The 25,564-nt window shown below is 39.2% G+C and carries 26 protein-coding genes; 17 read left to right on the top strand and 9 right to left on the bottom strand.

From position 1 onward, the window contains the following. Positions 1-12 precede the first annotated feature (12 nt). From BM143_RS19615 to BM143_RS19595, 5 genes are read left to right on the top strand one after another with little or no spacing between them, the layout of a single operon-like run. Positions 13-1,299 (top strand): sigma-54 interaction domain-containing protein, encoded by a 1,287-nt coding sequence (locus BM143_RS19615; protein WP_090026591.1) that lies wholly within the window; start codon positions 13-15, stop codon positions 1,297-1,299. A 9-nt stretch (positions 1,300-1,308) separates the two neighbouring features. Next, complete coding sequence (locus tag BM143_RS19610; protein ID WP_090026590.1) at positions 1,309-2,001, top strand: DUF4013 domain-containing protein; 693 nt, start codon at positions 1,309-1,311, stop codon at positions 1,999-2,001. Beyond that, entirely contained in the window at positions 1,998-2,519 is a 522-nt protein-coding gene (lptE, locus tag BM143_RS19605; RefSeq protein ID WP_090026588.1) for an LPS assembly lipoprotein LptE, read from the top strand. Before BM143_RS19610 ends, lptE begins: the two co-directional genes overlap by 4 nt. Before the next feature lies 1 nt (position 2,520). Beyond that, complete coding sequence (locus BM143_RS19600; protein WP_090026586.1) at positions 2,521-4,581, top strand: hypothetical protein; 2,061 nt, start codon at positions 2,521-2,523, stop codon at positions 4,579-4,581. Beyond that, on the top strand, positions 4,582-5,694 hold the full coding sequence (locus BM143_RS19595; RefSeq protein ID WP_090026584.1) for a tetratricopeptide repeat protein: 1,113 nt from the start codon (positions 4,582-4,584) through the stop codon (positions 5,692-5,694). It begins immediately after the preceding gene. On the opposite strand, the gene BM143_RS19590 is transcribed toward BM143_RS19595, so the two are convergent. The 4 genes from BM143_RS19590 to BM143_RS19575 form a co-directional block, all read right to left on the bottom strand. Continuing rightward, a complete protein-coding gene (locus tag BM143_RS19590; RefSeq protein WP_090026581.1) occupies positions 5,691-6,293 on the bottom strand; it encodes a DUF4126 domain-containing protein in 603 nt (200 codons plus the stop codon). The genes BM143_RS19595 and BM143_RS19590 overlap by 4 nt on opposite strands. A gap of 360 nt (positions 6,294-6,653) precedes the next feature. Further along, positions 6,654-7,025, bottom strand: coding sequence for a ribonuclease P protein component (gene rnpA, locus BM143_RS19585; protein ID WP_090026579.1), 372 nt, complete (start codon positions 7,023-7,025; stop codon positions 6,654-6,656). Further along, positions 7,025-7,750 (bottom strand): tRNA threonylcarbamoyladenosine dehydratase, encoded by a 726-nt coding sequence (locus tag BM143_RS19580; protein WP_034726868.1) that lies wholly within the window; start codon positions 7,748-7,750, stop codon positions 7,025-7,027. Before BM143_RS19580 ends, rnpA begins: the two co-directional genes overlap by 1 nt. Further along, a complete protein-coding gene (locus BM143_RS19575) occupies positions 7,743-8,369 on the bottom strand; it encodes a TatD family hydrolase (RefSeq protein ID WP_090026577.1) in 627 nt (208 codons plus the stop codon). Before BM143_RS19575 ends, BM143_RS19580 begins: the two co-directional genes overlap by 8 nt. Before the next feature lie 98 nt (positions 8,370-8,467). Here BM143_RS19575 and BM143_RS19570 point away from each other — a divergent pair, with 98 nt between their 5' ends. The 9 genes from BM143_RS19570 (at position 8,468) to BM143_RS19530 (ending at position 17,746) form a co-directional block, all read left to right on the top strand. Further along, positions 8,468-9,097, top strand: coding sequence for a TetR/AcrR family transcriptional regulator (locus BM143_RS19570; RefSeq protein WP_034726870.1), 630 nt, complete (start codon positions 8,468-8,470; stop codon positions 9,095-9,097). A 103-nt stretch (positions 9,098-9,200) separates the two neighbouring features. Then, positions 9,201-10,196 carry an outer membrane protein assembly factor BamD gene (locus BM143_RS19565; protein ID WP_090026574.1) on the top strand — a complete coding sequence of 332 codons (996 nt, stop codon included), beginning with the start codon at positions 9,201-9,203 and terminating at the stop codon, positions 10,194-10,196. A gap of 41 nt (positions 10,197-10,237) precedes the next feature. After that, positions 10,238-10,561 (top strand): DNA-directed RNA polymerase subunit omega, encoded by a 324-nt coding sequence (locus tag BM143_RS19560; protein WP_027372958.1) that lies wholly within the window; start codon positions 10,238-10,240, stop codon positions 10,559-10,561. Positions 10,562-10,684: 123 nt separating this feature from the next. Then, complete coding sequence (gene coaBC / locus BM143_RS19555; RefSeq protein WP_090026572.1) at positions 10,685-11,890, top strand: bifunctional phosphopantothenoylcysteine decarboxylase/phosphopantothenate--cysteine ligase CoaBC; 1,206 nt, start codon at positions 10,685-10,687, stop codon at positions 11,888-11,890. Positions 11,891-11,926: 36 nt separating this feature from the next. Beyond that, on the top strand, positions 11,927-12,829 hold the full coding sequence (gene porD, locus BM143_RS19550; protein ID WP_090026569.1) for a type IX secretion system protein PorD: 903 nt from the start codon (positions 11,927-11,929) through the stop codon (positions 12,827-12,829). A 75-nt stretch (positions 12,830-12,904) separates the two neighbouring features. After that, positions 12,905-14,554: a DNA repair protein RecN gene (locus BM143_RS19545; RefSeq protein ID WP_090026567.1), complete on the top strand. Its 1,650-nt coding sequence runs from the start codon at positions 12,905-12,907 to the stop codon at positions 14,552-14,554. A 51-nt stretch (positions 14,555-14,605) separates the two neighbouring features. Then, positions 14,606-16,072, top strand: coding sequence for a DUF5687 family protein (locus tag BM143_RS19540; protein WP_090026565.1), 1,467 nt, complete (start codon positions 14,606-14,608; stop codon positions 16,070-16,072). A 3-nt stretch (positions 16,073-16,075) separates the two neighbouring features. Then, positions 16,076-16,795 (top strand): ABC transporter ATP-binding protein, encoded by a 720-nt coding sequence (locus tag BM143_RS19535; RefSeq protein WP_090026563.1) that lies wholly within the window; start codon positions 16,076-16,078, stop codon positions 16,793-16,795. Between the two features lie 15 nt (positions 16,796-16,810). Beyond that, positions 16,811-17,746: a Dyp-type peroxidase gene (locus BM143_RS19530; protein WP_090026561.1), complete on the top strand. Its 936-nt coding sequence runs from the start codon at positions 16,811-16,813 to the stop codon at positions 17,744-17,746. Between the two features lie 43 nt (positions 17,747-17,789). Here BM143_RS19530 and BM143_RS19525 read toward each other — a convergent pair whose 3' ends face one another. The 4 genes from BM143_RS19525 to fumC all read right to left on the bottom strand — a co-directional run bounded on the left by BM143_RS19525 (position 17,790) and on the right by fumC (position 20,130). After that, a complete protein-coding gene (locus tag BM143_RS19525) occupies positions 17,790-17,996 on the bottom strand; it encodes a bacteriocin-like protein (protein WP_090026559.1) in 207 nt (68 codons plus the stop codon). 28 nt (positions 17,997-18,024) lie between these two features. Further along, positions 18,025-18,219 carry a hypothetical protein gene (locus BM143_RS23790; RefSeq protein WP_139222075.1) on the bottom strand — a complete coding sequence of 65 codons (195 nt, stop codon included), beginning with the start codon at positions 18,217-18,219 and terminating at the stop codon, positions 18,025-18,027. Positions 18,220-18,247: 28 nt separating this feature from the next. Then, complete coding sequence (locus BM143_RS19520; RefSeq protein ID WP_047452765.1) at positions 18,248-18,442, bottom strand: hypothetical protein; 195 nt, start codon at positions 18,440-18,442, stop codon at positions 18,248-18,250. Between the two features lie 293 nt (positions 18,443-18,735). Beyond that, positions 18,736-20,130 carry a class II fumarate hydratase gene (gene fumC, locus BM143_RS19515; RefSeq protein WP_034726879.1) on the bottom strand — a complete coding sequence of 465 codons (1,395 nt, stop codon included), beginning with the start codon at positions 20,128-20,130 and terminating at the stop codon, positions 18,736-18,738. A 136-nt stretch (positions 20,131-20,266) separates the two neighbouring features. On the opposite strand from fumC, the gene BM143_RS19510 reads away from it, so the two are divergent. After that, complete coding sequence (locus tag BM143_RS19510; protein WP_034726880.1) at positions 20,267-21,874, top strand: fumarate hydratase; 1,608 nt, start codon at positions 20,267-20,269, stop codon at positions 21,872-21,874. A 93-nt stretch (positions 21,875-21,967) separates the two neighbouring features. After that, on the top strand, positions 21,968-22,252 hold the full coding sequence (locus tag BM143_RS19505; RefSeq protein ID WP_175548930.1) for a hypothetical protein: 285 nt from the start codon (positions 21,968-21,970) through the stop codon (positions 22,250-22,252). Between the two features lie 99 nt (positions 22,253-22,351). Here the strand turns inward: BM143_RS19505 and BM143_RS19500 are convergent, their stop codons facing one another. Continuing rightward, positions 22,352-23,221, bottom strand: a complete 870-nt coding sequence (locus tag BM143_RS19500; protein ID WP_090026557.1) for a helix-turn-helix transcriptional regulator — start codon at positions 23,219-23,221, stop codon at positions 22,352-22,354. A gap of 151 nt (positions 23,222-23,372) precedes the next feature. On the opposite strand from BM143_RS19500, the gene BM143_RS19495 reads away from it, so the two are divergent. Further along, entirely contained in the window at positions 23,373-25,445 is a 2,073-nt protein-coding gene (locus tag BM143_RS19495) for a T9SS type A sorting domain-containing protein (protein WP_090026555.1), read from the top strand. The last annotated feature ends 119 nt before the right edge of the window (positions 25,446-25,564 follow it).

Genomic DNA, 25,564 nt, shown 5'->3' with positions numbered 1-25,564 from the left:
AAAAATTTACTTATGAGCAACGACTTACAAAACATAAAAAACCGCTTTGGAATCATCGGAAACTTTCCTGCACTGAACAGGGCACTGGAAAAATCAATTCAGGTGGCACCTACAGATATTTCCGTTCTGGTCATCGGAGAAAGTGGAGTAGGGAAAGAATTTATCCCGAAAATCATCCATTCAGAATCCAAAAGAAAACATCAGCCTTATATCGTCGTCAACTGTGGAGCTATTCCGGAAGGAACGATAGATTCTGAACTGTTCGGGCACGAAAAAGGTGCATTTACCGGAGCTACAGCCACCAGAAAAGGATATTTTGAAGTAGCAGACGGTGGAACCATATTCCTTGATGAGGTGGGAGAACTTCCCCTTCAGACCCAGGTTCGTCTTTTGAGAGTCCTGGAAAGTGGTGAATTTATGAAAGTGGGTTCTTCACAGGTTCAGAAAACCAATGTGAGAATTGTAGCAGCTACGAACGTCAATATGATGAAAGCCATTCACGACGGACGATTCCGTGAAGATTTATTCTACCGTTTAAATACCGTTCAGATCGATATGCCTCCTTTGAGAGAAAGAAAAGGAGATATTCACCTGCTATTCAGAAAGTTTTCTATAGATTTTGCAGAAAAATACAGAATGCCGGAACTGGAGTTGGAGCCTAGTGCCGTTCATTATATTGAAAATTATACGTTCCCGGGAAACATCCGTCAGTTAAGAAATCTGGTAGAGCAGATGACTGTGGTAGAAAGAAACCGCGAAATAACAGTGGAGAAACTCGCTGAATATATTCCCATGGAAACCCATCTTCCGATGGTGGTCAATAATCAGAACTCTCAGAAGCAGAGTGATTTTGGAAGCGAAAGAGAAATCATGTATAAAATTCTCTTCGATATGAGAAGTGATATTAATGATTTAAAATCGCTAACTTCAGAACTGATCAAAAACAAAGGAACCGCTGATCTGAGTAACCAGGAGAAAAACCTGATCAATAGGATCTATTCTGCAGAACAGAATCAGCCTGTAGCACAGAATTCACTGCTCTATTTCGAAGATAAATCGCCGGTGGTACAAACGTCGCCAACCATTATTTCAAATGCTGATGACAGCTACGAAGATATTGAAGATATAGAAATAGAAGAGAACAGACCGGAATCCTTATCGCTTCAGAATAATGAAAAAGATTTAATTATCAAAGCGTTAGAGAAGCATAAAGGGCGCAGAAACAGAGCTGCGGACGAGCTTGGCATTTCACAGAGAACATTATACAGAAAAATAAAACAATATAACTTAGAAGACTAATACACAGGAATGAAGAATTTAGAAGTAAAAGATTATGATTTTAATATCGGGAAATATGTATCCCGGGGAACAGATCTGTTCAAAAAAGATATTGGTGGCTTTATCGTAGCTACACTGCTCCTGTTTGTCATAAGCTTTATCCCTTTCTGTGGGATTCTTGGACTGGGCAACTTCTATAAGATCTGCAAAAAAGTAGATGAAGGTCAGCAGGTTTCAGCAGGAGATATTTTCGACTTTACGGATTTCGTAGTGTATCTGAAATTGTTTCTGCTTATTTTCGCGATATGTATGGTGGCCATGATTCCGATACAATTTATACTAGTCCCGTTTTTGATTGCTGCCGATAATGAAGGTGGACAGGTGTCAGATACCGGTGCAGCCTTACTGGCAGGTGGAATGGGATTGTGGGTGATGCTGATTATGATATTTATTATGATTCTGTCCATATCTATGTATTTTATACAGCCTTTGATCTCGCTGTATAGAATCACAAGCGTAAGAGAAGCATACAGACTTTCCTGGAAAATTGCCAAGAAAAACTTTTTTATGATCCTTTTATTCTCAATTGTAGTAGGCTTTATATCTCAGCTTGGAATCATCGCATGCGGAATAGGAATCCTGTTTTCTATACCTTTGGGAATCTGCATTAAGTATGCTGCTTATAAAGATGTTTTGGAGTCTTTAAATCAAAAAATGGTATGAGTAAATTAAAAATAATATTTGGGTTGGTCATTCTTTCGCTGTTTCATCAGTGTTACTCATTTACAGGATCTTCACTGACGGATGAGAAGACCGTTCAGATCAATGAATTTCCCAATAATGCAGCCCTTGTGAACCCAACACTTTCCCAGCAGTTTTCTACGGATATCCAGAACAGATTCCTGCAGAGAACCACTTTAAAAGGAACAAAATCAAATCCTGATATTTTGATAGAAGGTGAAATTTCCGACTACGGTTTCTCACCTACTACGATCAGCTCCAATACCACACAGAACCCTTCGGGTGGTGTAGTACAGCAGGCACAGAGCAAACTGACGATCAGTGTGAAAGTACATTACGAAAACAAAGTACATCCGGATTCCAGTTTCGACAGAACCTATACGGATGAAGCGGTTTTCAACAGTGACCTGACGCAGAGTCAGATAGAAGCTTCCCAGGTGAAGCTGGTGACAGACAGAATTATTAACAAGATATTTAACGATATTGTAGCCAATTGGTAAGATGAATCCCAGAGTTTTAGAATTATTAAAGAACCCCAAAAATATTCAGTCAGAAGATCTCGGTCTTTTGAAAGAAGAAATCCATGCTTTTCCTTATGTCCAGAACATCAGGGCACTTCATTTGTTTGGGGTACACCTTTATGATAAAGAAAACTATCAGAAAGAACTTTCTACAACGGCGGCCTATACCACCGATAAAAAACTTCTTTATCAGCTGATCAACGGGAAGATTCAGCGCGAACCGAAACCAGAAACGGCAGAAGAAAAACAGCCTTCCAAAACCACAGAAAAGGCTGTGAAATATTCCTACAAAGACAAAGCTTTCCCTATAAAGAGAGAAGAGCCTTCCGATAAAAAGCAGGATCAGTATGAGGCAGTGGCCTCTATGATACCGCCTGTTCAGGAGATCAAACATATCCATGTGGATGGCGAGAGAAACAGAATTCTTTTTGAAGGAGAAGAAAACTTCCTGGATGAAACCCATTCCGAAGTCATAGATCTTGAATCCACACTGGAATCAGGGGTAATTGTGACTCAAAAAACAGAACCTGTTACAGAAAATCTTAAAGAAGAATCTGTACACGAAGTAGAAGCAGAAAATAATGAACCGTCAGAAAATTCAGAAGCCGGAGTAGAATTCACTCCTGAATTGATTATTGATGAAGATCAAATCGATGAACCAGTTGAGGAACAGGAAATCGATAATAAGGAAGAAGTAAGCTTCCACGAAGTAGAAGCAATCGAACCGGAAACAGAAGAACAGAAAGAAACTGTTGAAGAACCGGTAGTCATTGAAGCAGAGGAGGACTCTGAAGTTATTGCTGAAGCTGAAAATGAAGATGAACCGCATGCGGAAATCAGTTTCCATGGAATGGATGAATTCCTGCCGGACGTTAAAATCCAGGCAAACAGTGATGATGAAGCGATAGCTCCGGAAGTCTCTAAACCGAATGTGAATAAGCATGAGGAAGAAATGAGACGCCTGATCGAAGAGGTCGAAAAGAAAATGAAAGAAGCTCAGTCAGCTCCAAAGGTTGACCATGAGGAACCTGAAACTGCCGACCACGAGATCAGTTTTGCCGAGACCCAGAATTTCCACTTCTGGTCCACTGAAAAAGAAGAACCGAAAACGACTGAGGAATCTGCTCCTGAAAAACAAGAAGAGACCACAGAACAGCCTATACAAAATGAAGAGCCGGAAGTAATAGTAGAAAAATCGGAAGAACAGAAGATCGTCGCTCAGGAAGTCTCCGCATGGAAACCTATGAGCCTGGAATCTAATGTACCGGATTCTATGATCTCCAAAGAACAGACAGTTCCCGCTCCTAAAACTGAAGCTCCAAAACAGGAGGATATCTCTGTTGTAGAAGAAAAGCAGGAAGAAGTTGCTGCAGAAATGACCGAAGAGCCTCAAAAAGAAGCTGAAACAGTTTCAGAAGAGCAAATTGTACCTGCCGCAGAAGAAACGCCTGAAACGATAGAAGAACAACATACAGATGGTAAAGTCTCTGAAGAAGTTACTGAAATAAAAACACCTAAAGGAGAAGAAGCTCCTGTGATGAATGTTTCTTTCTTCGGTTCAGATATCTCAAGTTTATCCGTAGAAAAAAGAGAAAAAGAAAACATACAGCCAGAAGAGCCCGTTCAGGAAGTTAAAGCTCAGAATACTGTACAGACACCGTCTGACAGCAATGTTCCCGGTTTTATCAATACATGGCAGAGCTGGCTTAAAATAGACCGACCAGCAGAAGAAGAGGTTGTTGTACAGAAAGAAGAGGTAGAAGAAGAAATAATCCCTATCCAGGAAAAGGTTATTGAAGCCTTTATCGAAAACAATCCTAAGATCAGTCAGTTAAGAGACGAAAGTACCTATGTTGTCAGAGAAAAGAACGATGATATTTCTCACCTGATGACAGAAACACTGGCCAATCTGTATCTGGAACAAAAACTGTATTCAAAAGCCATTAAAGCCTTTGGTATTTTAAAGAAAAAATATCCTGAAAGAGTTGCTTATTTCGACAGCAGAATTGAAGAGGTGAATATCATCAAAAGCGGAAAATAAATGATTGTACGCTTAGTCTGTATTTTTCTGTTTGCTTGTTTATCCTTTGCTTCGGCACAGGTAAATCCGGGTGAAGTATTTCCCGTAGCTACTTTGACTCATGAATTTACAGTTCCTGCAAAGAACCTTAAGGAAGAAACCGTGATCACGAGACTCCTTGAAATACCAAGGGCAGCACTATTTAAAAATAAAGACTGGAATGAATCATCATCTTCCTTTACTTCATTTGAAAAAATAGAATCGGTAGTCATTTTTCAAAAAATAAATAAAACAAAAGACAGGAATTATAATTTTTCCTGCGCAGCTACCATACATTATGTGAAAGGAGAGTTTCAGGTAGAACTGATTACCCATAATTTCGAAAAATTTCTTGAATCAGACGGAAAACCCAATTCTTTCTATGATGTTAAGTATCTTGAGTATTACCAGGCCATGTCACAGGAATTTAAGTCCTTGGTGACCAAATACCTTTCAGGAAACACCACTGCTGCCGAAAATAGAGATATTCAGCTGAATAAAGCAGCTGACCTTACATCGTCCGGAAAGAATGAAGATGCTTTAAAAATCAATAACAAAATTCTGGCATCGGATCCTCAAAACAGCCTTGCTCTTTTCAATAAAACTCAACTTCTTTTTGCCAAGAAAAAATATGCAGAGACTCTGAATACGATTAACTTAGCGGAGAAGAATACAGAATTGGATGACTTTGAGATATTGACCTATAAAAATATTAAAATCCAATCTTTTATGGCGACCGGACAGAATCAAAAAGCTCTTGAGGAAACCCATAAAACAGTACAGCTCACAGCTGAAATAGATCCCGAAAAAGCTTTTGAAACCATTGAGGATGAGAATGGAAAAGAGACCTTTGCTCCTACAGACAGGACAAAATTACTGTTGCTAAGTGTGTTCAATTATGAGCAGCTTAAAAAAAATAAAGAAGCTGTAGAAAGTCTGAAAAAATTTGAGGCCCTTATTCCCAACAATGATGTTAGTCTTTTAACAAAGGTGTTTAAATTCTACTGCCTTCTGAAATCCAGAGAAAATACAGAAAGAGTCCGTTCAATAATTCTCAAAGATAGCCCCAAAGCGAATCTTCAATGTAAGAATTAAAGCTGTTCTACATTTTTTTTCCTGAATTTCCGCCATATTTTCCGGCCGAAAACAACGATCAGAATAATCAGAATAACAGCAAACAAAGCCGCAATCACCGGTGCTGCCATTGCCAGTATGGACATAATGCCCGCTCCGGCTGTTTCAGTAGTTCCCACCACCGAATTTCCCAAACCACCCGTTGTAGCGGTAGAAGCCGCCCGAATCCCCGCAAAACCCGAACTTATCGTAGCTGCAGTTCCTCCCCCGGCAATCAGTGCAAGACCCCACTGTGGAAAAGTTCCCAGATCTGCAAACTGACTGGCAAATAAAACAGAGCCTGCTACAGTCGCCAGAGGAACCGAAATGGTATCCAGCAAATGATCTACAAAAGGGATGTAATACGCTAATATCTCAGCGATAGTCGCAATACCGGTGGTAATAAGTGCAGGAAGGCCGGAAAGCCATTCAAAATGCTCATTCATCGGGATCCAGTGGAAATAAGAAGCGAGACTTACCGCAAACATTGGCAGAAAAACTCTGAAGCCGGTTGCCGCTGCCAACCCGATACCGATAAAGGCACTCAGAACGTAAGAGAGGTAGGGAATATGATCTAACATTTTAATTTTCAGATTTATTGTTTTCCCTAAAATTACAAAAACTATACAAGTTTTTACAAAAATTTAAACCTCTATCATTTTTTTAATAGACAAATACCCGAATTCCTTTATAAAATTTCGTGCATCGTGACAGAAAAAAGTGACGGTATATTTTGGAGAAGGAACATTTATTTCCCCCTTCCCATCTGTGAAAATCTGTGTAATCCGTGGTGAAAAAATAAAAAAGCATTAAGCAAAAACAAGTCTCAGTTTTCAGCTTTCCTCAGTGAAATATGTCTAATCAGCGGGGAAAAATAAAAAGCCTCACATCTTACGCATTATTTCATTGGTAAACTTTTACACTGCTCCATTGTTACATTATTAAGATCTTTTCTGCATCTGGCACAGCTTAATAAACTGCTCCTCTACATCCTGAAACTTAGCCGGCATTTCAGGTGAAACCCAAAACATCATCGCCAGCGTTTTTTCTCCGAAAGCCTCTTTAAATAAATCTTTATTCAGACGGTAACATTCTCTTAAAAGCCTTTTGACACGATTTCTGTGCACCGCCTTCTTAAAATATCTTTTAGAAACAGAAACTCCAAATTTATGGCTGTCTACCTGCAGGTTGGGTTTATCTTTCAGAATGATAATCCTTAGATTTCCACAGGTTCTCCATTTACCTTTGTCAAAAAGTAAAGCAATCTCAGTGTTTTTCTTGAGTTTTTCTTCTCTGGAGTAGGTGTAGCTCATTAATCTTGTTTCACTAAATAATTAATCACTTCAGCAGCTGCATACAATCCGAAGATCGCAGGAATATAGCTGATAGTGCCGTAGAAAGACCTTTTATAGTTGGCCCCGTCTGTTAATTTCAGACTTTCCTCCTGTTGAAGTTCATTGGAAAAAACACATCTGAAACCTTTATTGATATTTTCTTTTTTAAGTCTTTTTCTGATTTGTCTGGCAAGGAAACAGTTCTGCGTTTTGCTGATGTCTCTTACCATGACCTTACTTGGATCTGTTTTTCCGCCGGCTCCCATAGAGCTCACCAGTTTTATTTTTCTTCTTTTGGCGGCTTTAATTAAAAACAGTTTTGGCGTAATGCTGTCAATACAGTCTAAGATATAATTAAATTTATCAGAATCAAGCACTTCGTCCATTCTTTCCGGATTCAGGAATTCATTGATTTTGATTAATTTAAGATCCGGATTGATGTCCAATAGTCTTTCTGCCACGACTTCTACTTTATGCTGTCCTACTGTCGAGCGCAATGCCGGAAGTTGCCTGTTGATGTTTGTAATGTCTACGGTGTCGCCGTCTACAATCGTCATATGTCCCACACCTGCTCTGGCCAAAAATTCTGCAGCGAAAGAACCTACGCCTCCTAAACCTATAACCAGGACATTGGCCTTATTAAGCTTTTCCAGTCCTTCTTCTTTCATCAGGAGCTCCGTTCTCTCCAGCCAGTACTTATCCATTCTTTATCGTGTCTAAATTTTCTAAAATCTGTTCGTTCAGTTGTTCCAAAGAAATCCCCTTTAACTCCGAAACTTTTGAATACAATTCTTCAATATTAAAGCATTCATTATCAGTTTCTAAAAACATTTTGTCCAGGGGAGTATTCCTTACAATTTCCTGCAAAGATAAATGATACAAAACAGCTTTTCCAAAACTCAAATAAAAATTATTTTTCAGCAGGTCTTCCGCAATACGTTCCTTTTTGTTGAAACCATGAATAATAACGGCCTGTCTGGCTTTCTTTTTAAAAGAAATCACCTCATAAAACTTTCTTACACAGTGTATAATCAGAGGTTTTTTGATCTCGTTGGAAATAAGAATCTGTCTTAAAAAAATCTGTTCCTGGATCTTTTGAGGAATCGGAACCATGGAATCCAGCCCGCATTCTCCGATGGCAAGGCAGTTTTCAGTGATGTTTGATTCCAGCCAGCTGAACTGTTCCTCCACAGAATCCACAGTGATATCTTTAGGATGTATGCCTATAGAATAAGGAGATTCCGGGGGAACCGTTCCGAAGTCTATATTGTAAATCCCATAGAGCGTATTCTTCTTATGGTGGTGAAAATCAAAAAAATCCATTAACAAAAGTACGATTATTCAGAAAATTAATTTAAAATTATTAAACGAACGTTTATAATTGTGTTAAAAATTTCTTAACTTTACTCAAAGTGCACTTCATGAGAAAAAAATTTACGGAAAAACAGATCCATATTCTGGACATTGCAGAGGAACTTATTGCCAAGAAAGGGTATGAGGGAACTTCTGTAAGAGATATCTGTTCCAAGGCCAATATCAATGTGGCCATGATTTCCTATTACTTTGGTTCCAAAGAAAAAATGATGTCTTACCTCTATCAGTACCGGGTGCTGAAGACCAGAGAGAACTTTTCAGAATTTGCAGATACCATTAAAGACGGTAAACCGGAAATGCAGCTGAGAGAGATCATCAAATATATTGTTTCCCAACTATTCAAATATAATTATTTCCACGGATTTGTCACTCAGGAGCTCAGACATACGGAAAATTTAAAAGACGAGCTGCTGGACTTCTATCAGCTGTTTGTAAAGAAACTGGATGATGTGATTAAAAAAGGTGTGGCTTCGGGCGTATTTACTTTCACTCCCAAGCCTGAAGATATCCTGACGATGATCATTGGTTCTACATTATTTGTTATCCGGAATAAAAATTTCTACGAGCTGTATGTTCCGAGTAAAAATGAGGAAGCTTATACAAAAGAAGCGGAGAAAAAAGTAAGAATGAATCTTTTGCTCAGTGTTTTTGCCATTTTGGGATACGCTGCAGACTAAATTTACGTTAAATATTCATAAAAAAAAATCTATTGACAAAAAAGTTATATTTTTGCAAATTAGTAAATCGGCTGTAGAATCCGAAAACTGTTGAATTTTTTATATGAAAAAATATATTTTAGGTCTTTTTGCTGTAGCAGTTGTTTCTTCATGCGTAAGCCAGCAGGAAAGGGCAATGAAGAGTGCTGACAAGAACGTCATCTTAAAAGCAGCGAATGAAAATTTCGCCAAAAAGAATTGGAAAAATGCATTAGCTCTCTATGACAGGTTGACTAACCTGGTAGCGGGAACGGATGATTTTCCAAACGTAGGTTTTAATACTGCTTATGCCAATTATTATGAGAAAAGCTATAAACTGGCAGGACACCAGTTTAAAAACTTTGCCGTAAACTTCCCGAAAGACCCAAGAGCTGAAGAAGCTGCATATATGTCTGCATTATGCTACTACGAAGGTTCTATGGATTATAATCTGGACCAGTCTACTACAGAAACAGCGATCAATGAGCTTCAGGACTTCCTGACGAATTATCCTAATTCTGAGCGATCTAAAAATATCAGCCAGCTGGTGGATGAACTGTCTTATAAATTAGAATTCAAAGCATACGAAAATGCAAGACAGTATTTCAAAATGGGTGAGTATAAAGCGGCTAATGTGGCTTTAGAAAACGTACTGGAAGATTTTCCAAGTACAAAACTTCGTCCGAAGATCTATGACTTTATCATGAAATCCCGCTATGAACTGGCTGCAAAATCAGTCTATGACCTTAAAGGAGAGCGTATAGAAAGTGCTTTGGCTTATACCAGAGTGGTAGAAAAAGAACTTCCGAATACAGAATATTCCAAAACAGCATTGGATCTGAGAACAAAACTGGAAAAGGAAAAAATCAATTTTGCAGTTGTAAAAAAACAAAATGATGCAAGAATTGCAGCATTAACGGCAAGACAGAAAAAAGAGGCGGAAAAGACGGCTGAAAAAAATAAAACGGAGCAGCAGATCAAAGATCAGATCAGCAATGAAAAGAAGGCAATGCAGATCCAGAGGGATAGTGCGGCACTTAGTACCCCTCCTCCGGCGGCCACTTTCAAAATCCAAAGATAATTCGTAAATTTGCCATCTTAAAATAAAATAATTTTCTCAAAATGAGTGTAAAAGATACAAAAGCAGAAGTAAATACTATTACTTACGATAAAGACAAGATTGAAGATAAAGTAGGTTCAATCTATGAAGCTATTGTTATCATGGGAAAGAGAGCAGAGCAGATCAACGCGGAGATCCGTACGGAACTTCACAATAAATTAGACGAGTTTGCTGTGCACAATTCTACATTGGAAGAAGTTTTCGAAAACAGAGAACAGATTGAAATCTCTAAACATTACGAAAAACTTCCTAAGCCTACTTCTATTGCTATCGAAGAATGGCTGAATGAAGATATCTATTTCAGAAAGACAGAAGACAGAAAATAATTATTTTTGTTTTTAATCATATGAAGGTCATAAGGGAATTCAATTCTTTTATGACCTTTGTCTGTTTGTACCCGTCTTTGTGCGAAAAAATAAGTAATTTAGTATTTCAAAAATTAAAACTAAATGAGTGTTTCCGGTAAAAAGATACTTATCGCTGTTTCTGGAGGAATTGCGGCCTATAAAATTCATTTCCTGATCCGGGATTTTGTGAAAAAAGGTGCCGAAGTTCAGGTGATTATGACGCCCGATGCAGAACAGTTTGTAACGAAACTAAGTCTTTCAACGCTTTCAAAAAAGCCTGTATATTCAGATTTTTACAGTGATAACGGTACCTGGAACAGTCATGTGGAAATGGCCCTTTGGGCAGATGTCATCATCGTTGCGCCATGCACGGCCAATACATTAGCCAAGATGATCCACGGAATGTGTGATAACCTGGTGATTGCCACCTATATGTCTGCGAAATGCCCCATATTTATCGCTCCAGCCATGGATCTTGATATGTATGTGCATCCTTCCACCAAGCAGAATCTTGAAATGGCGGAAGATTACGGACATTTTATCATTCCGGCAGAAAGTGGTGAGCTCGCCAGCGGCCTGATCGGGCAGGGAAGAATGGCGGAACCGGAGACGATTTTTAAAACCGTTGACCAATTTTTTACTTCGCAAAATCACAGCAAAAGCCTTGAAGGAAAAACAGTGCTGATCACGGCCGGTCCTACTTATGAAGCCATTGATCCTGTAAGATTTATCGGGAATCATTCCTCCGGGAAAATGGGGTTCTCTCTTGCGGAAGAAGCTTCAAAGAGAGGGGCAGAAGTGATCCTGATCTCCGGACCTAGTTCTCAGACGACTACTGATAAGAATATTAAACTCCATAAAGTAACCTCTGCCAAAGAAATGCTGAATAAAGTTTTTGAATTTTATGACCGCGTGGATATTGGTATTGCGAGCGCTGCAGTAGCGGACTACGCTCCAAAAGAGGTGGCAAAAGAGAAAATTAAAAAGAATGATGATAATTTAACCATCGAACTGGTGAAAAACCCGGACATTCTTAAAACCATGGGCGAAAAGAAAACCCATCAGTTTCTGGTAGGCTTTGCGCTGGAAACCCAGAATGAAGAAGAAAATGCGAAAGGAAAGCTGGAAAAGAAAAACCTTGACATGATCGTCCTGAACTCCCTTCGTGATGAAGGCGCAGGCTTTAAAAATGACACCAATAAAATCAAGATATTTACCAAAACTGGAAAACAGGAATTCGACCTGAAGTCCAAAGATGAAGTGGCTAAAGATATTCTGGATTTTGTTGAGTCTCAGATTTTAAAATAATTTTAATAAATTTCCGTTCTCAATTTTTAATAGATAATGAAAAAAATCATAAGCCTATTCTTGCTGCTTTTTATATATAATCTGAGTTTTTCCCAGGAACTGCTTGCAACAGTACAGATCAACTCCCAACAGCTGGGAGGAAGTAACCAGCAGGCCTATAAAGCGCTGGAGAAAAGTCTTAGAGACTTTATCAACAATACCAGCTGGACGGGGAAAAAGCTTCAGAATTTCGAGAAGATCAAATGTAATTTTGCAGTCGTAGTTGCTGAAAGAGACGGAAACCGTTTTAAAGGAAGCATTGTGATCCAGGCTGTGCGTCCGGTGTACAATACAAGTTATGAGTCACCGTTAGTCAACCTTCAGGACCAGAGATTTGCATTTGAATATGTGGAAAATGAAAACCTGGTGTTTAATGAAAGACAGTTTTCTGGAAAAAATCTTATTGATGTGATCAGTTTTTATGTTTATGTCATCTTAGGGTATGATGCAGACAGCTTCCAGTCTATGGGAGGAACGGCATGGTTCTCAAAAGCACAGCAAATTGCTCAAAATTCGCAGAACAGAAACTATGAAGGGTGGAATGTCATCAATGAGCCGCGAAGCCGTACCATACTGATCAATGAGATCATCAATCCGAACTGGAGCCAATTAAGGTCTACGATGTATACCTATCACAGGGCAGGTTTGGATAATCTGTTCAATCAGGATCAGACGGCCGCAAAAAAAGTGATCTTTGACGCACTCATGCAGTTGAAAATGTATGAAAACTCATTCCAGCAGTCTTATTACTTCAATCTTTTCTTAGATAATAAAAGTGACGAAATTTTCAATGTTTTCAATTCAGGAAACAATGGAGGGCTTGTCATGAATGACCTTAAGCAGCTGATGATGATCTTTACGCCCAAATATTCTGAGAATAAATGGAGCAAGTGGAAATAAAATCCACCGGCTTTAGCCATTGAATACCGAATACTAAATTCTATATTTGCATTACTTAAAGTAATCAGCTAATCCATGCTTTCGAGAATTTACATTAAAAATTTTGCCCTGATTGATACCCTTGAAGTATCACTGAATAACGGTTTGCAGGTAATTACCGGGGAGACCGGAGCTGGTAAATCCATTATTTTAGGGGCCTTAAGGCTGATCCTTGGCGAAAGGGCAGAAGTAAAATCTATTTCCAAATCGGAAGAGAAAAGCATTGTAGAGACCGAATTTGATCTCAATAACCAGTTCAAAAAATTCTTTATCGAAAATGACCTGGACTATGAGCATCACACCATCATCAGAAGGGAAATTCTTCCTTCGGGGAAATCCAGGGCGTTCATTAATGATGTGCCGGTGACCCTTGATGTGCTTAAAGAACTGTCTTCAAAACTGATCGATATTCATTCCCAGTTTGAAACTTCTAACCTTTTTACTTCAGAATATCAGTTTAAAATTATTGACGGACTTTCTGAAAACAAGAAGGGCATTGAAGACTATCAGAATGAATTTTCAGACTACCAGAGTTTAAAAATACAGCTTAAAAAACTTCAGACCCAGCTTTCTGAGAACAGAAAAGAAAGTGATTACAAAGATTTTCTCCTGAACGAACTGGAAGAACTGAAACTGGATGATGTAGATTATGAAGACCTTCAGAATCAGTTATCTATTCAGGAAAATGCGGAGATGATTTCCGAAAATCTGGTACAGATCCTTTCCAGATTTCATCAGGAAGAAGTAGGAATTCTGTCGTTTTTTAACGAAGCTAAACATAAACTTTCCAGAATTGCAGAAGTATCCAATGGTTTTTCAGAACTTGATGAAAGGCTGGAAACCTCTTTTGTAGAACTGAAAGACATCATTTCCGAACTTGAAAATGAATCGGAAAGAATAGAAATCAATCCGGCCAATCTCGCGATTCTTGTTGAGCTTAATAATAAAATCAATGCTTTATTTCTGAAGCATAGTGTTTCTGATCTGGATGAACTGAAAGCGCTCAGAGATCAGCTGGCAGGTGAGCAGAAAGGTGCTTCGGAACTCGAAGATCATATTGCGGAGATTGAGGAAAATATTTCCAAAAAAGAAAAAACACTTCAGACTCTTGCTGAAAAACTCTCAAAAAACAGAAAAAAATCCGTTCCTGTCTTCATCAAAAAAGCAGAAGGGCTTCTGAAAAAACTGGGTCTTGAAAAAGCGAAAGTGGATATTGAACTTCAGGATACAGCTGAGTTTAATGCATTCGGAAAAGAAAATATACAGTTACTCTTCCAGGCTAACTCAGGTTTTCCTTTAAAACCTATCCAGACGGCTATTTCCGGTGGTGAAAGATCCAGAGTAATGCTTGCGGTGAAAAAGATCATTGCAGAGAGCGATGAACTTCCAACCCTGATTCTGGATGAAATTGATACCGGAGTTTCAGGGAAAGTAGCCGAAGAAATAGGAAATCTGATGCGAGAAATGTCTGCGGATATGCAGCTTATCGTTATTTCCCATCTCGCACAGGTTGCAGCCAAAGGAAATGACAATTATAAAGTTGTAAAACGTGATATTTCCGGCAAAACACAATCTACCATCATTCCTCTGAATGACGAAGAAAAACTAAACGAAATCGCCCAGCTTCTGTCCGGAAGCAAAATTACTGAGGCTGCTCTGGCACAGGCAAAAGAGTTAATTGGCTAAAAAACTGTAACATATTTTACTTTATATTTACTAATATAAAAAAACTAAGATATGTTTCTAAAGTTCCTCAGACTGGAAATCAAGAGCTTTTTCCGCGGTACTTCTGTAGGCGTGAATCTGGCCATGAAAATCCTTCGTTTTATAGGAATCCTTTATTTTATGGCCTGTCTGGCAGGAGGCGCTTTTGCAGTGTTCTTCTACGTACGGGACGAAATGCATCAGGATCCTTTAAAAGTTGTTTCAAAATTTTTAGTAATAGCATGGGCTGCAGATTTGATTTTCAAGTATATCTGGCAGGAAATGTCCACCCAGAATATCAAGCCTTTCCTGACCCAGAATATTCCCAAAAATACGCTGGTCAATTATATGCTTGTGAAAACCTTTCTTTCCGCATTGAGCTGGCTGAATTCCCTGTTCTTCATTACATTTTCGATCATTGCAATGTTCAATGGATACAGTATTGTAGGTATTTTAACCTGGTTCATCGGAATTTCCTTTTTATTTTATCTGAATAATTTTATCAATATCCAGTTCAATGATAAAGAAACGATTGCGATCATCATAGGCTGTGTATTTGCCGGGGTGGGTGCGCTTGGCTATTACAATATTGTACCCGTACTTTCTTACTCGGAAAAATTTATTTATAGTTTCTACCAGACTCCTTACTGGATTATAATTCCAATTGTTCTGTTCTTTGGCTTATGGCGAATCTGTTTCAGCTACGTTCGTAAAGAATTCTATCTGGATCAGGGACTCGAAGCGAAGAAGCAGTTTGGGAAAACTGAAAATATTGCCTTCCTAAATAAATACGGTGTCATCGGAACATTTATCAACAACGATATCAAAATGCTGAGAAGGAATAAAGTCACCAAAGGAATTCTGATCGGAAGTTTTTTCTTCCTTTTCTACGGATTGCTGATGTTCTCTTCTACAATTTACAAAACACCGGCCATGATGATGTTTATGGGGCTGTTTGTGACCGGAGGTTTTCAGTTTCTTTTCGGGCAGAGAGTTCCTTCGTTCGACAGTTCTTATTACCCCTTAATGATGACTCTGAATGTTCCTTACAAAGAATATCTCAAAGCAAAATGGTGGCTGATCAACATCATGACAGCAGCTTCAATTATCATTGCCTTATTTTACGCCTATTTTGGTTGGGAGCTTTATATCACATTTTTTGCAGCAGGGATTTATAATATCGGGGTGAATTCCCAGCTTACCCTATGGTCTGGTGCGTATAATAAAACGCAGATCGATCTTAATTCAAAAGAAAAAAGGATAGGACAGAAAAACAGTTTTAATCTGAAATCTATGCTCCTTCTGATTCCGAAAATGTTACTTCCTATGGGCGTTTTTGCTCTGTCAAAATACTTCTTTGGAATCACGGCAGGTGTTGTAAGCATTGCTATTTTGGGACTTGTAGGATTTATGCTGAGAGAAAGAATATTCGATATCATCGTTAAACAATACAAACGCGAAAAATACAGTACGCTGGACGCATTTAAAAACAAAGACTAAATTATGATTACCATCAATAACTTATCCAAGACCTACGGAACTGCTACAGTTCTTAATATTGAGCATCTTGAAATTCCTAACGGTGAAACTTTTGGGCTGGTAGGAAATAATGGAGCCGGGAAAACGACGCTTTTTAGTCTTATGCTTGATCTGATCCAGCCTACGACAGGTTTTGTAAGCATCGAGGATATTAAAGTCAATGAATCTGAAGCCTGGAAAAACAAAGTGTCTGCTTTTGTAGATGATACTTTCCTGATCGGCTATCTGACGCCTGAAGAATATTTCTATTTCATCGGAGAACTGAGAGGGCAGAATAAAGCTTCTGTAGACGAATTTTTAAAACCTTTCCATGATTTTTTCAATGGAGAAATTCTTAATTCTGGAAAATATGTCCGTGATTTATCAAAAGGAAACCAGAAAAAGGTAGGAATCATAGGAGCTGTCATCGGAAATCCGGAAATCATTATCTTAGATGAACCTTTTGCGAATCTGGATCCATCAACCCAGATTAAACTTAAAAACTTAATTAAAGAACTTTCAAAGCAGGATGGGGTTACTTTTCTGATCTCTAGCCATGACCTTTCCCATACGACAGAAGTCTGTAACAGAATTGTTGTTGTGAATAAAGGACAGCTTGTGAAAGACATCAAGACCAATCCGGAAACATTGAAGGATCTTGAACAGTATTTTGCAGATCAGGTGTCTACGCCGGCAGAAGTTTAACTGATATAAAAAATAATGAGTATAGAATCACAAAACGTCACAGACTATCCTAACAGCAACACTATTTTCATGGTGTGGAAACTGAATAACAGCCCGCAGCTGAAAGATGTTTTCCAGCAGCTTTGTGCTTTGGTCCTCAATCTTAATAATTCAGCTTTTAACAGGTTTCCGGACAGTAGAGTAAGCTGCGTGATGGGAATTGGTGCTGATGCCTGGAAAAAACTGGAACTTCCGACACCGTTGCCGAAAGAACTGATCAGTTTTGAAGAAATTAAAGGCGTAAAACATACGGCCGTTTCTACGCCCGGAGATCTTCATTTTCATCTGAGAGCAGATAATAAAAGTCTTATTTTCGATATGGCGATAGAGATCTCAAAACTTTTGAGCTCCGTTGCCGAAAGTATTCTTGAAATCCATGGATTCAAATATTGGGATGCCCGTTCTATTCTTGGCTTTGTAGATGGAACTGAAAATCCGCATGGAGAAGACCGGGATTATTTTGCAAAAATCGGGGATGAAGATCTTCAGTATAAGGGCGGCAGCTACTTATTTGTTCAGAAATACCTTCACAATATGGATGCCTGGAAAGGGCTGTCCACAGAAGAGCAGGAAAAAGTGATCGGAAGGTCAAAAGAAAATGATATAGAAATGTCGGATGCTGTAAAACCATCCAATTCCCATATTGCTTTGGCTAATATTGAAGGGGAAAACGGGGAAGAGCTTAAGATTGTAAGAGACAATATGCCTTTCGGAAACCCTTCTTCCAATGAGTTCGGAACGTATTTCATAGCTTATGCCAGTACATTCAGCACAACGAAGAAAATGCTGACGAATATGTTCATCGGAGATCCACCGGGCAATTACGACAGAATTTTAGATTTCAGTACAGCAGTTACCGGAACGCTTTTCTTTGTTCCTACCAGAAATATGCTGGATGAATTTTCAGGATAAATAAAAAGGCCGGAAACAAGTTCCGGCCTTTCCATCAATTATTTTAAATAGGATCTTCCTCGATCGGTGTAGCACACATATCAACATGCACCATACACATTCCCTGGCAGGGATTGTCTGTAGGAACGCTACAGCATGCGTAATAACCGTTATATTGGACAAGATACCAGTTCGGCGGACAGCGTGGAACAACAGCCCCTCCAAATACTTCTTTCAGGCTGGCTCTGTTGAATTTTTTCAGGTTTTTCATGGGAAAATAGTTTAATTAAAGTTTTATTTTACATTGGATCTCCTGAACACGTTCCTTCTTCAATAAGACATAATGTCCCTTTACATGGATTACCACCGGGAGGCATTCTGATGCAGCAGACATGATACCCGTTATATTGTAAATGAATCGTAGTACCCGGACAGGTGTGCCCTCCTAGAACTTCTTTTAAGAGATTTCTGTTTAGTTTTTTTAAATTTTTCATAGGGAAATAGTCTAATTAGCGTTTTATCTTACATAGGTTCACTGGAACACATTCCCTCAGGAATAAAGCAGAATTTTCCTTTGCACGGATTTCCTTCAGGAGGCATATTCAGGCAGCATGCATGATAGCCGTTAAACTCTACATGAACGAGATTGTTCGGGCATGTATGTCCTCCCATTACTTCTCTTAAATGATCTCTGTGTAATTTTTTTAAATTTTTCATAGATTAAGTTTTGTATATCACTAATATAGGAAAAAATAAAATTATAGCATATGTTTTTATAAAAAATTGTACGTCAGTGTTTTACTAAAAATAAAAACCCCAGAATTTCTGAGGTTTTCTTATTGTTCAATCTATTTAAATGTAAGGGAAATTAAAGTTGTTATGGTCTAAAACATACTACAAAGCATTTTTATTAATTCTTAAATCACACTTGATATATTGTAAGGGATCTCTTAAAAATTAATGGCGAATAGTATCTTCCAGCCTCCATCGTCCATCTCCCAAACCTTTATCTATTTAAGGCTTCCCACCATATCTTCCGGCTTCACCCATTCGTCAAACTGCTCAGCTGTTAAAAAGCCAAGGCCTACAGCTTCTTCTTTTAAAGTCGTTCCGTTTTTGTGGGCTGTTTTTGCAATCTTCGCTGCATTTTCGTAACCTATGTGGGTATTTAAGGCGGTAACAAGCATTAATGATTTGTCTACCAGTTCTTTAATTCTCTCATGATTCGGTTCAATACCTTCCGCACAGTGATCATTGAATGAAATACATGCATCCGCGATTAACTGAGCAGACTGAAGGAAGTTGTACGCCATAACAGGTTTGAACACATTAAGCTCATAATTCCCCTGAGTTCCTGCAAAAGAGATTGTCGTATCATTTCCAAGAACCTGAGCGCAAACCATAGTCATTGCTTCATTCTGCGTAGGATTTACTTTCCCGGGCATAATAGAAGATCCCGGCTCATTTTCAGGAATATGAATTTCCCCGATTCCCGAACGTGGACCTGAAGCCAGCAATCTGATATCCTGAGCTATCTTGAATAAAGAAACAGCCAGTTGTTTTAAAGCACCGTGGGATTCCACAATAGCATCGTGAGCAGCCAGAGCTTCAAATTTATTCTCAGCTGTAACAAACGGGTGATTGGTAAACTTCGCAATATATTCAGCAACTTTTACATCATAACCATTTGGGGTGTTTAGTCCCGTACCTACGGCAGTTCCGCCCAAAGCAAGTTCAGAAAGGTGAGGAAGGGTGTTTTTCAACGCTTTCAGACCATATTCAAGCTGAGCTTTGTAGCCTGAAAATTCCTGTCCAAGCGTAAGGGGAGTGGCATCCATAAGGTGAGTTCTCCCGATTTTTACAATATCTTTAAATGCTTCCGCCTTTGCTGCAATTGTATTTTTTAATTTTTCAACAGCCGGAATCGTTACTTCAACCACTTTTTTGTAAGCAGCAATATGCATTGCCGTTGGGTAAGTATCATTGGAAGACTGGGATTTGTTCACATCGTCATTCGGGTGAATTTCAGATTTATCGCCTAAAGTTCCGCCATTATTTACGTGAGCTCTGTTGGAAACCACTTCATTGATATTCATATTGGACTGTGTCCCTGAACCCGTCTGCCAGATCACCAGAGGAAACTGGTCGTTAAGTTTTCCTTCCAGGATTTCGTCACATACTTTAGCGATCATATCTCTTTTTTCTGCGGGAAGAACACCAAGATCCGTATTGGTATAAGCAGCTGCCTTCTTTAAAAATGCAAAAGCTTCAATGATTTCGTGAGGCATAGAACCCTCAGGTCCGATCTTAAAATTGTTTCTTGAACGTTCAGTCTGTGCTCCCCAAAACTTGTCAGCAGGCACCTGAACCTCCCCCATAGTATCCTTTTCTATTCTGTAATTCATTGTGATTGAAATTTTTATAAAGTTAATCATAAACGCAGAATCCCGCAATTTATAACCATTATAAATATCAATATGGATGAGTGATTTTACTCATGTTTTTTTAAGGATGACGTATTTTTGCACAAACAAAAATTGAATGGATTTTAGATATCAGGATCCGTATCCGATCCAGAAAGATGATACGGTGTATAAAAAATTGACATCAGACTATGTAAAGGTTGAACAATTAGGAGAAAGAGAGATCTTAACCATTGATCCGAAAGGACTGGAGCTTTTGGCCGAAGAAGCTATGGCGGATGTTTCTTTCATGCTTCGTTCTTCTCACCTTGAAAGTCTCAGAAAAATCATCGATGATCCGGAAGCTACAGATAACGACAGGTTCGTTGCTTACAATCTCTTGCAGAATGCTGCTGTGGCGGTGGAAGGCGCTCTTCCTTCTTGCCAGGACACAGGTACGGCGATTGTCATGGGTAAAAAAGGAGAAAGTGTTTACACAGGAGTGGATGACGGAGAATACCTGAGCAAAGGAATTTACAATACTTATCAGAAAAGAAACCTAAGATATTCTCAGGTGGTTCCTTTGACGATGTTTGACGAAAAGAATTCCGGTTCTAATCTTCCGGCACAGATTGATATTTATGCTAAAAAAGGAGATTATTACGAATTTTTGTTTTTAACGAAAGGAGGAGGATCTGCCAACAAAACATTCTTATACCAAAAGACAAAATCATTATTGAATGAAAAGTCTCTTGAAGCATTTGTAAAAGAAAGAATCTCAGACCTTGGAACGGCTGCATGCCCGCCTTATCACCTGGCGCTTGTCATCGGGGGAACTTCTGCTGAAGCGAATCTTGCTGCTGTGAAAAAAGCATCTGCAAAATATTACGACAACCTTCCGACAGAAGGAAATGAAGGCGGACAAGCTTTCAGAGACCTTGAATGGGAAGCTAAAGTTCAGAAAATCTGCCAGGAAAGTGCTATCGGAGCACAGTTTGGAGGGAAATACCTTACCCATGATGTAAGAGTGATCAGGCTTCCGCGTCATGCTGCTTCTTGCCCTGTAGGAATGGGAGTTTCATGTTCTGCAGACAGAAATATCAAAGGGAAAATTACAAAAGAAGGTATTTTCCTAGAGCAGTTGGAAGAAAATCCGAAGAGATTCTTACCGGATACGCCACCACACCTGGAGGAAGCTGTTGAAATCAATCTGAACAAGCCAATGCCTGAGATATTGGCTGAGCTGTCTAAATATCCTATCAAAACAAGATTAAAATTAAACGGAACGCTTATCGTTGCCAGAGATATTGCCCACGCAAAAATCAAAGAAATCATCGACAGCGGACAACCGATGCCGGAATATTTCAAAAATCACCCGATCTATTACGCAGGACCTGCAAAAACTCCGGAAGGAATGGCTTCAGGAAGTTTCGGACCTACCACTGCCGGAAGAATGGATGTTTATGTAGACGAGTTCCAGAGCCATGGCGGAAGCATGATCATGCTGGCCAAAGGAAACAGAAGTAAAGACGTGACCACGGCTTGCGGTAAATACGGAGGCTTCTATCTGGGATCTATCGGCGGACCGGCAGCGATTCTTGCCAAAGACAATATTGTGTCTGTGGATATCGTAGACTTCCCTGAATTAGGGATGGAAGCAGTAAGAAAGATCGAAGTAAAAGACTTCCCGGCGTTCATCATTACGGACGATAAAGGCAATGACTTCTTCGCTGATCTTGCCCATTAATTAGTTTAAAATCAAAATAAATTAGAAAATAGGGCGTGTATGTTTTGTGTACAACGCAAAAAAGTCCTATTTTTGCCTAAAATCTTTAAGAGAATGATAACGATTTTATCAGCATTTTGGCCGTTCTACCAGTTCCTATGGACTGTATTCTTTATAATTATGTTCTTAGTAGGGTTCTGGTGTATCTTCATGTTCTTCGGTTTGGTAATCCCTATGTGGTTAACTGAAGGTCTGAAAGAATATTTCGGAAAAGTAAAACCTTTTGATCCTGAAGATATCAGAAGAAAAGAACTTAATGAGCAGGAAGGCGTAGAAGTAGTCTTCAGCAATCCTAAAGGAAACGGACCTTTCCTACACGATCACGGACATCATCATTAATTGACTGTCATTGCTTTTTCACCTTAATTCTGAAAAAGTAATATCAAAGCAAAACAACATATATAAACCGCTTAATTTTTTAGGCGGTTTTTCTATTTATTATCCGTTTCTCAGTTTTTCCGGAGAAACCCCGAATTTTTTTTTGAATGCCCGGGTGAAGTTCTGCACATATTCATAGCCGCATTCAATCGCAATTTCTTTGATCATAATACCTTTGTCGATGATCATTTTCTTCGCTTTCAGCATTCTCAGTTCTGAAATATAATCGGAAACCGTCATCTGATATTGGGCTTTAAATTCTTTCCTGATCTTATTCTGATTGATTCCGGTAAGCTTTCCGATATCTTCCGCACGGATATTTTTATGATAATTTTCATCAATGAATTTTTTAATCACAAACGAAGTTCCAGGCTCCGTCTGTATGGTGTTTTTTTCATTGAACTGTTCAAAAATTAAAATTAGCAGCTTAATGATCTTGGCTTCTACAAATAACCGCTGCACCATTCCTTTTTTAGAATAACTGATCAGCTCGTTCAGGATCATATGCATTTCCACAGTCATATAAGGTGGCGTTCTTTGATGAAGAAAAATATAATTGTTCCGGATCATGTTTTCCAGAATATCTGCATTTTCCTTGCTCGATTCCGGATCGATGAGGTTAAAAATATATTGATAATTAATCTGAATCTGAAAATATTTTAAGGCTTCCTGGCTTTCTGTCCAAAGCTCTGCGGTACTTTCCTGTGATGAATAATGAAGAATATACTGGTTTTTCCTGAACAGAAATTTGGTCTCACAGTCATTGGCTTCCAGTTTAATATTGGGACTTAGCAGAAAAAGGAGGCTGAAACTTGCCCTGCTTTCAATCATATGCAATCTTGAAAACTTTTCAGGCTGTGGGTCTTCCTGCATGACGATCTTGATGTTGTCGGAACTGAATAACAGTCCATTCCTGGAGAGATTCTTCATAGGAAATGATTTTACGGGTAGGGTACAATTTGAAACAAAAGCCTTACATCAGATAACAAAAAGTTTGGAAATGATAACTCAGGGTTAAGAATGTAAAGTAATTTTGCGCAAAATTAAATTAAATTTAGAATAATTAAAAATAATATTAGATATGTTTCAAAATTTACATTTTGCGATCCGTAAAATAGGAGCAGGTTTGGCCTTGCTAACCATCGCAGGAAGTTATCTATATGCCCAGCAATGGGAAGATGTAGGAGGTGCGCAGGGAGTTTCAGCAGGAGGAAGCAGCTATAACAATCTGGCAGTAGATCAGGCTGGGAACTATTATCTTTCTTATTATGATACCTCAGTGGCTAAAGGTTCTGTGCAGAAATTCAACGGGACTTCATGGTCTTATGTAGGAGGTACAGCAGGAATTACAGAGGGTACAGCAACCTTTAATTCATTATCTCTTGACGGTTTAGGAAATATTTTTTACACCAATCAGGTAGGATATCCGGGATCCGGAATTGCAGTCCGTCAGTTTAACGGTACTTCATGGACACAGCTTCCAAAAGCTACGGAATCTGCTGCCAACTATCATGCTTCCGCGGTTTCTCCATCCAATGTACTGTTTACATTCGGGGGACAGAACTCAGGAACTGTACAACGTTATGCAAACGGAGCCTGGGAGCAGGTAGGAAATACAGGCTTTTCAAACGGAGCATCATTTGCAGAAATGGTGATTGGGTCCAATCAGAAAATTTATACATGCAATATCGCATCGGGTGTAAGAGTATATGAGAACAGTACATCAGCGGTAGCTACAGATACGTGGACATTGGTGGGAGGAACGATCGTAGATGCGGCTTCTTCTTCAGAACAGTATACCTCTGATATTGCGATCGATGGTAACAATAATCTTTATGTGGCTTACGTTGCCAGTTCAGCAAACGGTCAGAAACTTAACGTTAAGAAATTTAACGGAAATGCATGGATACAGCTTGGTCAGGCTGATTTTTCTAGTGGGAGAGTACAGCATGTAGCGATTACAGTGACGGCATCCGGAGAGCCTTTTGTAGTAGCCAGCCGTTTTGAAGACAACGACTTATTAAGAAATACGGTCTATAAATTCGATACTGCTGCGCAGAATTGGGTAACCTATGGTGGAGATTTTATTTCCACAGGAGAAGCTAAATATAATGACCTTGCAATTGATAAGGCTAATAATTATTTAGTACTTGCTTATTCAGAAGATGGTACCAAAGTGAAAAGAATTCCACTGAACGGAACGCCTCCGGGATGCACCAATACAGATCCTGGAAACAATGCAGGAGATACGGGTTGTGTAACTTTTACTTATCGTGGACAAACGGTAACGTATTCAACGGTAAGAGGAGCCGAGGGAAATATCTGGATGCAACAGAACCTTGGAAGTTCCCAGGTAGCATCTTCATTAGGGGATGAAGCATCGTACGGAGATCTTTTCCAGTGGGGAAGATGGGATGATGGTCACCAGCTGAGAAATTCGGCTACGGCAGCGCCTACAACACCGAATTCACCGGACGGACTGGCTGGTTCTAATGCTTTCATCATCGGATCATGGTGGAGTACTTTTGCCGCTACCGACAAATGGACGGCTTCCAATGCAGCGAATGTTTCCAACAATGTAGGAGTAGATCCTTGTATGGCTGTAGGACCGGGTTGGAAAATGCCTTCCCAGGCTGAGTGGGCAGCCGCTGTGGAGTCAGATCATATTGCAAATCCGGGAACGGCCTACAACAGTTACCTGAAGCTGCCTGCATCAGGATACAGAAGCTCTTCCAACGGAGCCCTTACGTTCGCAGGGCAAAGAGGATATTTCTGGAGCTCTGACACCTCCAACTCAGGTGGGAAATACCTATACATAGGGGCTACTATTGCCAATCCTTCTTCAGGAGCGATGAGAGGGCAGGGGTCTGCAGTAAGATGCATCAAGACAGGTTCTGCTTTAGGAACATCAGATATCATCAAAAATACATCAGCAGTAGGATTTTATCCAAACCCTACGAACGGTGTTCTTAATATCAAAGCAGATGCATTGATCGAAAGCGTCAGTGTCATCAATATGGTAGGACAGAAACTGAATAATATCCAGTTTTCCAATAACCAGATCCATATGAACGGACTTCCGAATGGAATTTATATTGTAGAATTAAAGTTAAAGAACGGACAGGTTTTTTCTAAGAAAATTATTAAAAACTAAGTCCCGATACGTTTGATTGATCAGCAGGGGCTTTTTTAGGAAAGCCCTTTGTTGTAAAGGCATACATTGATTTATTTTAAAAAAAGTTCATTACAATTACTTTTATCGTAAAGGCTCAT

Origin of the sequence: Chryseobacterium oleae, from assembly GCF_900115055.1 — a bacterium.
Lineage (GTDB): Bacteria > Bacteroidota > Bacteroidia > Flavobacteriales > Weeksellaceae > Chryseobacterium > Chryseobacterium oleae.
Note: the sequence above shows the minus strand (reverse complement) of the source record. Positions and strands in the feature narration are given on the sequence as shown.

Bases quoted from the DNA above. Each gene is read 5' to 3' on its own strand.
- BM143_RS23790 (WP_139222075.1), bottom strand. From the start codon at position 18,219: ATGAAAAATTTAAAAAAACTAAACAGAAATCTCTTAAAAGAAGTTCTA.
- BM143_RS19495 (WP_090026555.1), top strand. From the start codon at position 23,373: ATGTTTCAAAATTTACATTTTGCGATCCGTAAAATAGGAGCAGGTTTG.
- BM143_RS19565 (WP_090026574.1), top strand. From the start codon at position 9,201: ATGAAAAAATATATTTTAGGTCTTTTTGCTGTAGCAGTTGTTTCTTCA.
- BM143_RS19610 (WP_090026590.1), top strand. From the start codon at position 1,309: ATGAAGAATTTAGAAGTAAAAGATTATGATTTTAATATCGGGAAATAT.
- BM143_RS19600 (WP_090026586.1), top strand. From the start codon at position 2,521: ATGAATCCCAGAGTTTTAGAATTATTAAAGAACCCCAAAAATATTCAG.
- BM143_RS19560 (WP_027372958.1), top strand. From the start codon at position 10,238: ATGAGTGTAAAAGATACAAAAGCAGAAGTAAATACTATTACTTACGAT.
- BM143_RS19500 (WP_090026557.1), bottom strand. From the start codon at position 23,221: ATGAAGAATCTCTCCAGGAATGGACTGTTATTCAGTTCCGACAACATC.
- BM143_RS19590 (WP_090026581.1), bottom strand. From the start codon at position 6,293: ATGTTAGATCATATTCCCTACCTCTCTTACGTTCTGAGTGCCTTTATC.
- BM143_RS19525 (WP_090026559.1), bottom strand. From the start codon at position 17,996: ATGAAAAACCTGAAAAAATTCAACAGAGCCAGCCTGAAAGAAGTATTT.
- BM143_RS19505 (WP_175548930.1), top strand. From the start codon at position 21,968: ATGATAACGATTTTATCAGCATTTTGGCCGTTCTACCAGTTCCTATGG.
- BM143_RS19535 (WP_090026563.1), top strand. From the start codon at position 16,076: ATGATTACCATCAATAACTTATCCAAGACCTACGGAACTGCTACAGTT.
- BM143_RS19570 (WP_034726870.1), top strand. From the start codon at position 8,468: ATGAGAAAAAAATTTACGGAAAAACAGATCCATATTCTGGACATTGCA.
- porD (WP_090026569.1), top strand. From the start codon at position 11,927: ATGAAAAAAATCATAAGCCTATTCTTGCTGCTTTTTATATATAATCTG.
- BM143_RS19545 (WP_090026567.1), top strand. From the start codon at position 12,905: ATGCTTTCGAGAATTTACATTAAAAATTTTGCCCTGATTGATACCCTT.
- BM143_RS19520 (WP_047452765.1), bottom strand. From the start codon at position 18,442: ATGAAAAATTTAAAAAAATTACACAGAGATCATTTAAGAGAAGTAATG.
- BM143_RS19580 (WP_034726868.1), bottom strand. From the start codon at position 7,750: ATGGATAAGTACTGGCTGGAGAGAACGGAGCTCCTGATGAAAGAAGAA.
- BM143_RS19510 (WP_034726880.1), top strand. From the start codon at position 20,267: ATGGATTTTAGATATCAGGATCCGTATCCGATCCAGAAAGATGATACG.
- lptE (WP_090026588.1), top strand. From the start codon at position 1,998: ATGAGTAAATTAAAAATAATATTTGGGTTGGTCATTCTTTCGCTGTTT.
- BM143_RS19595 (WP_090026584.1), top strand. From the start codon at position 4,582: ATGATTGTACGCTTAGTCTGTATTTTTCTGTTTGCTTGTTTATCCTTT.
- fumC (WP_034726879.1), bottom strand. From the start codon at position 20,130: ATGAATTACAGAATAGAAAAGGATACTATGGGGGAGGTTCAGGTGCCT.
- BM143_RS19530 (WP_090026561.1), top strand. From the start codon at position 16,811: ATGAGTATAGAATCACAAAACGTCACAGACTATCCTAACAGCAACACT.
- BM143_RS19540 (WP_090026565.1), top strand. From the start codon at position 14,606: ATGTTTCTAAAGTTCCTCAGACTGGAAATCAAGAGCTTTTTCCGCGGT.
- coaBC (WP_090026572.1), top strand. From the start codon at position 10,685: ATGAGTGTTTCCGGTAAAAAGATACTTATCGCTGTTTCTGGAGGAATT.
- BM143_RS19615 (WP_090026591.1), top strand. From the start codon at position 13: ATGAGCAACGACTTACAAAACATAAAAAACCGCTTTGGAATCATCGGA.
- rnpA (WP_090026579.1), bottom strand. From the start codon at position 7,025: ATGAGCTACACCTACTCCAGAGAAGAAAAACTCAAGAAAAACACTGAG.
- BM143_RS19575 (WP_090026577.1), bottom strand. From the start codon at position 8,369: ATGGATTTTTTTGATTTTCACCACCATAAGAAGAATACGCTCTATGGG.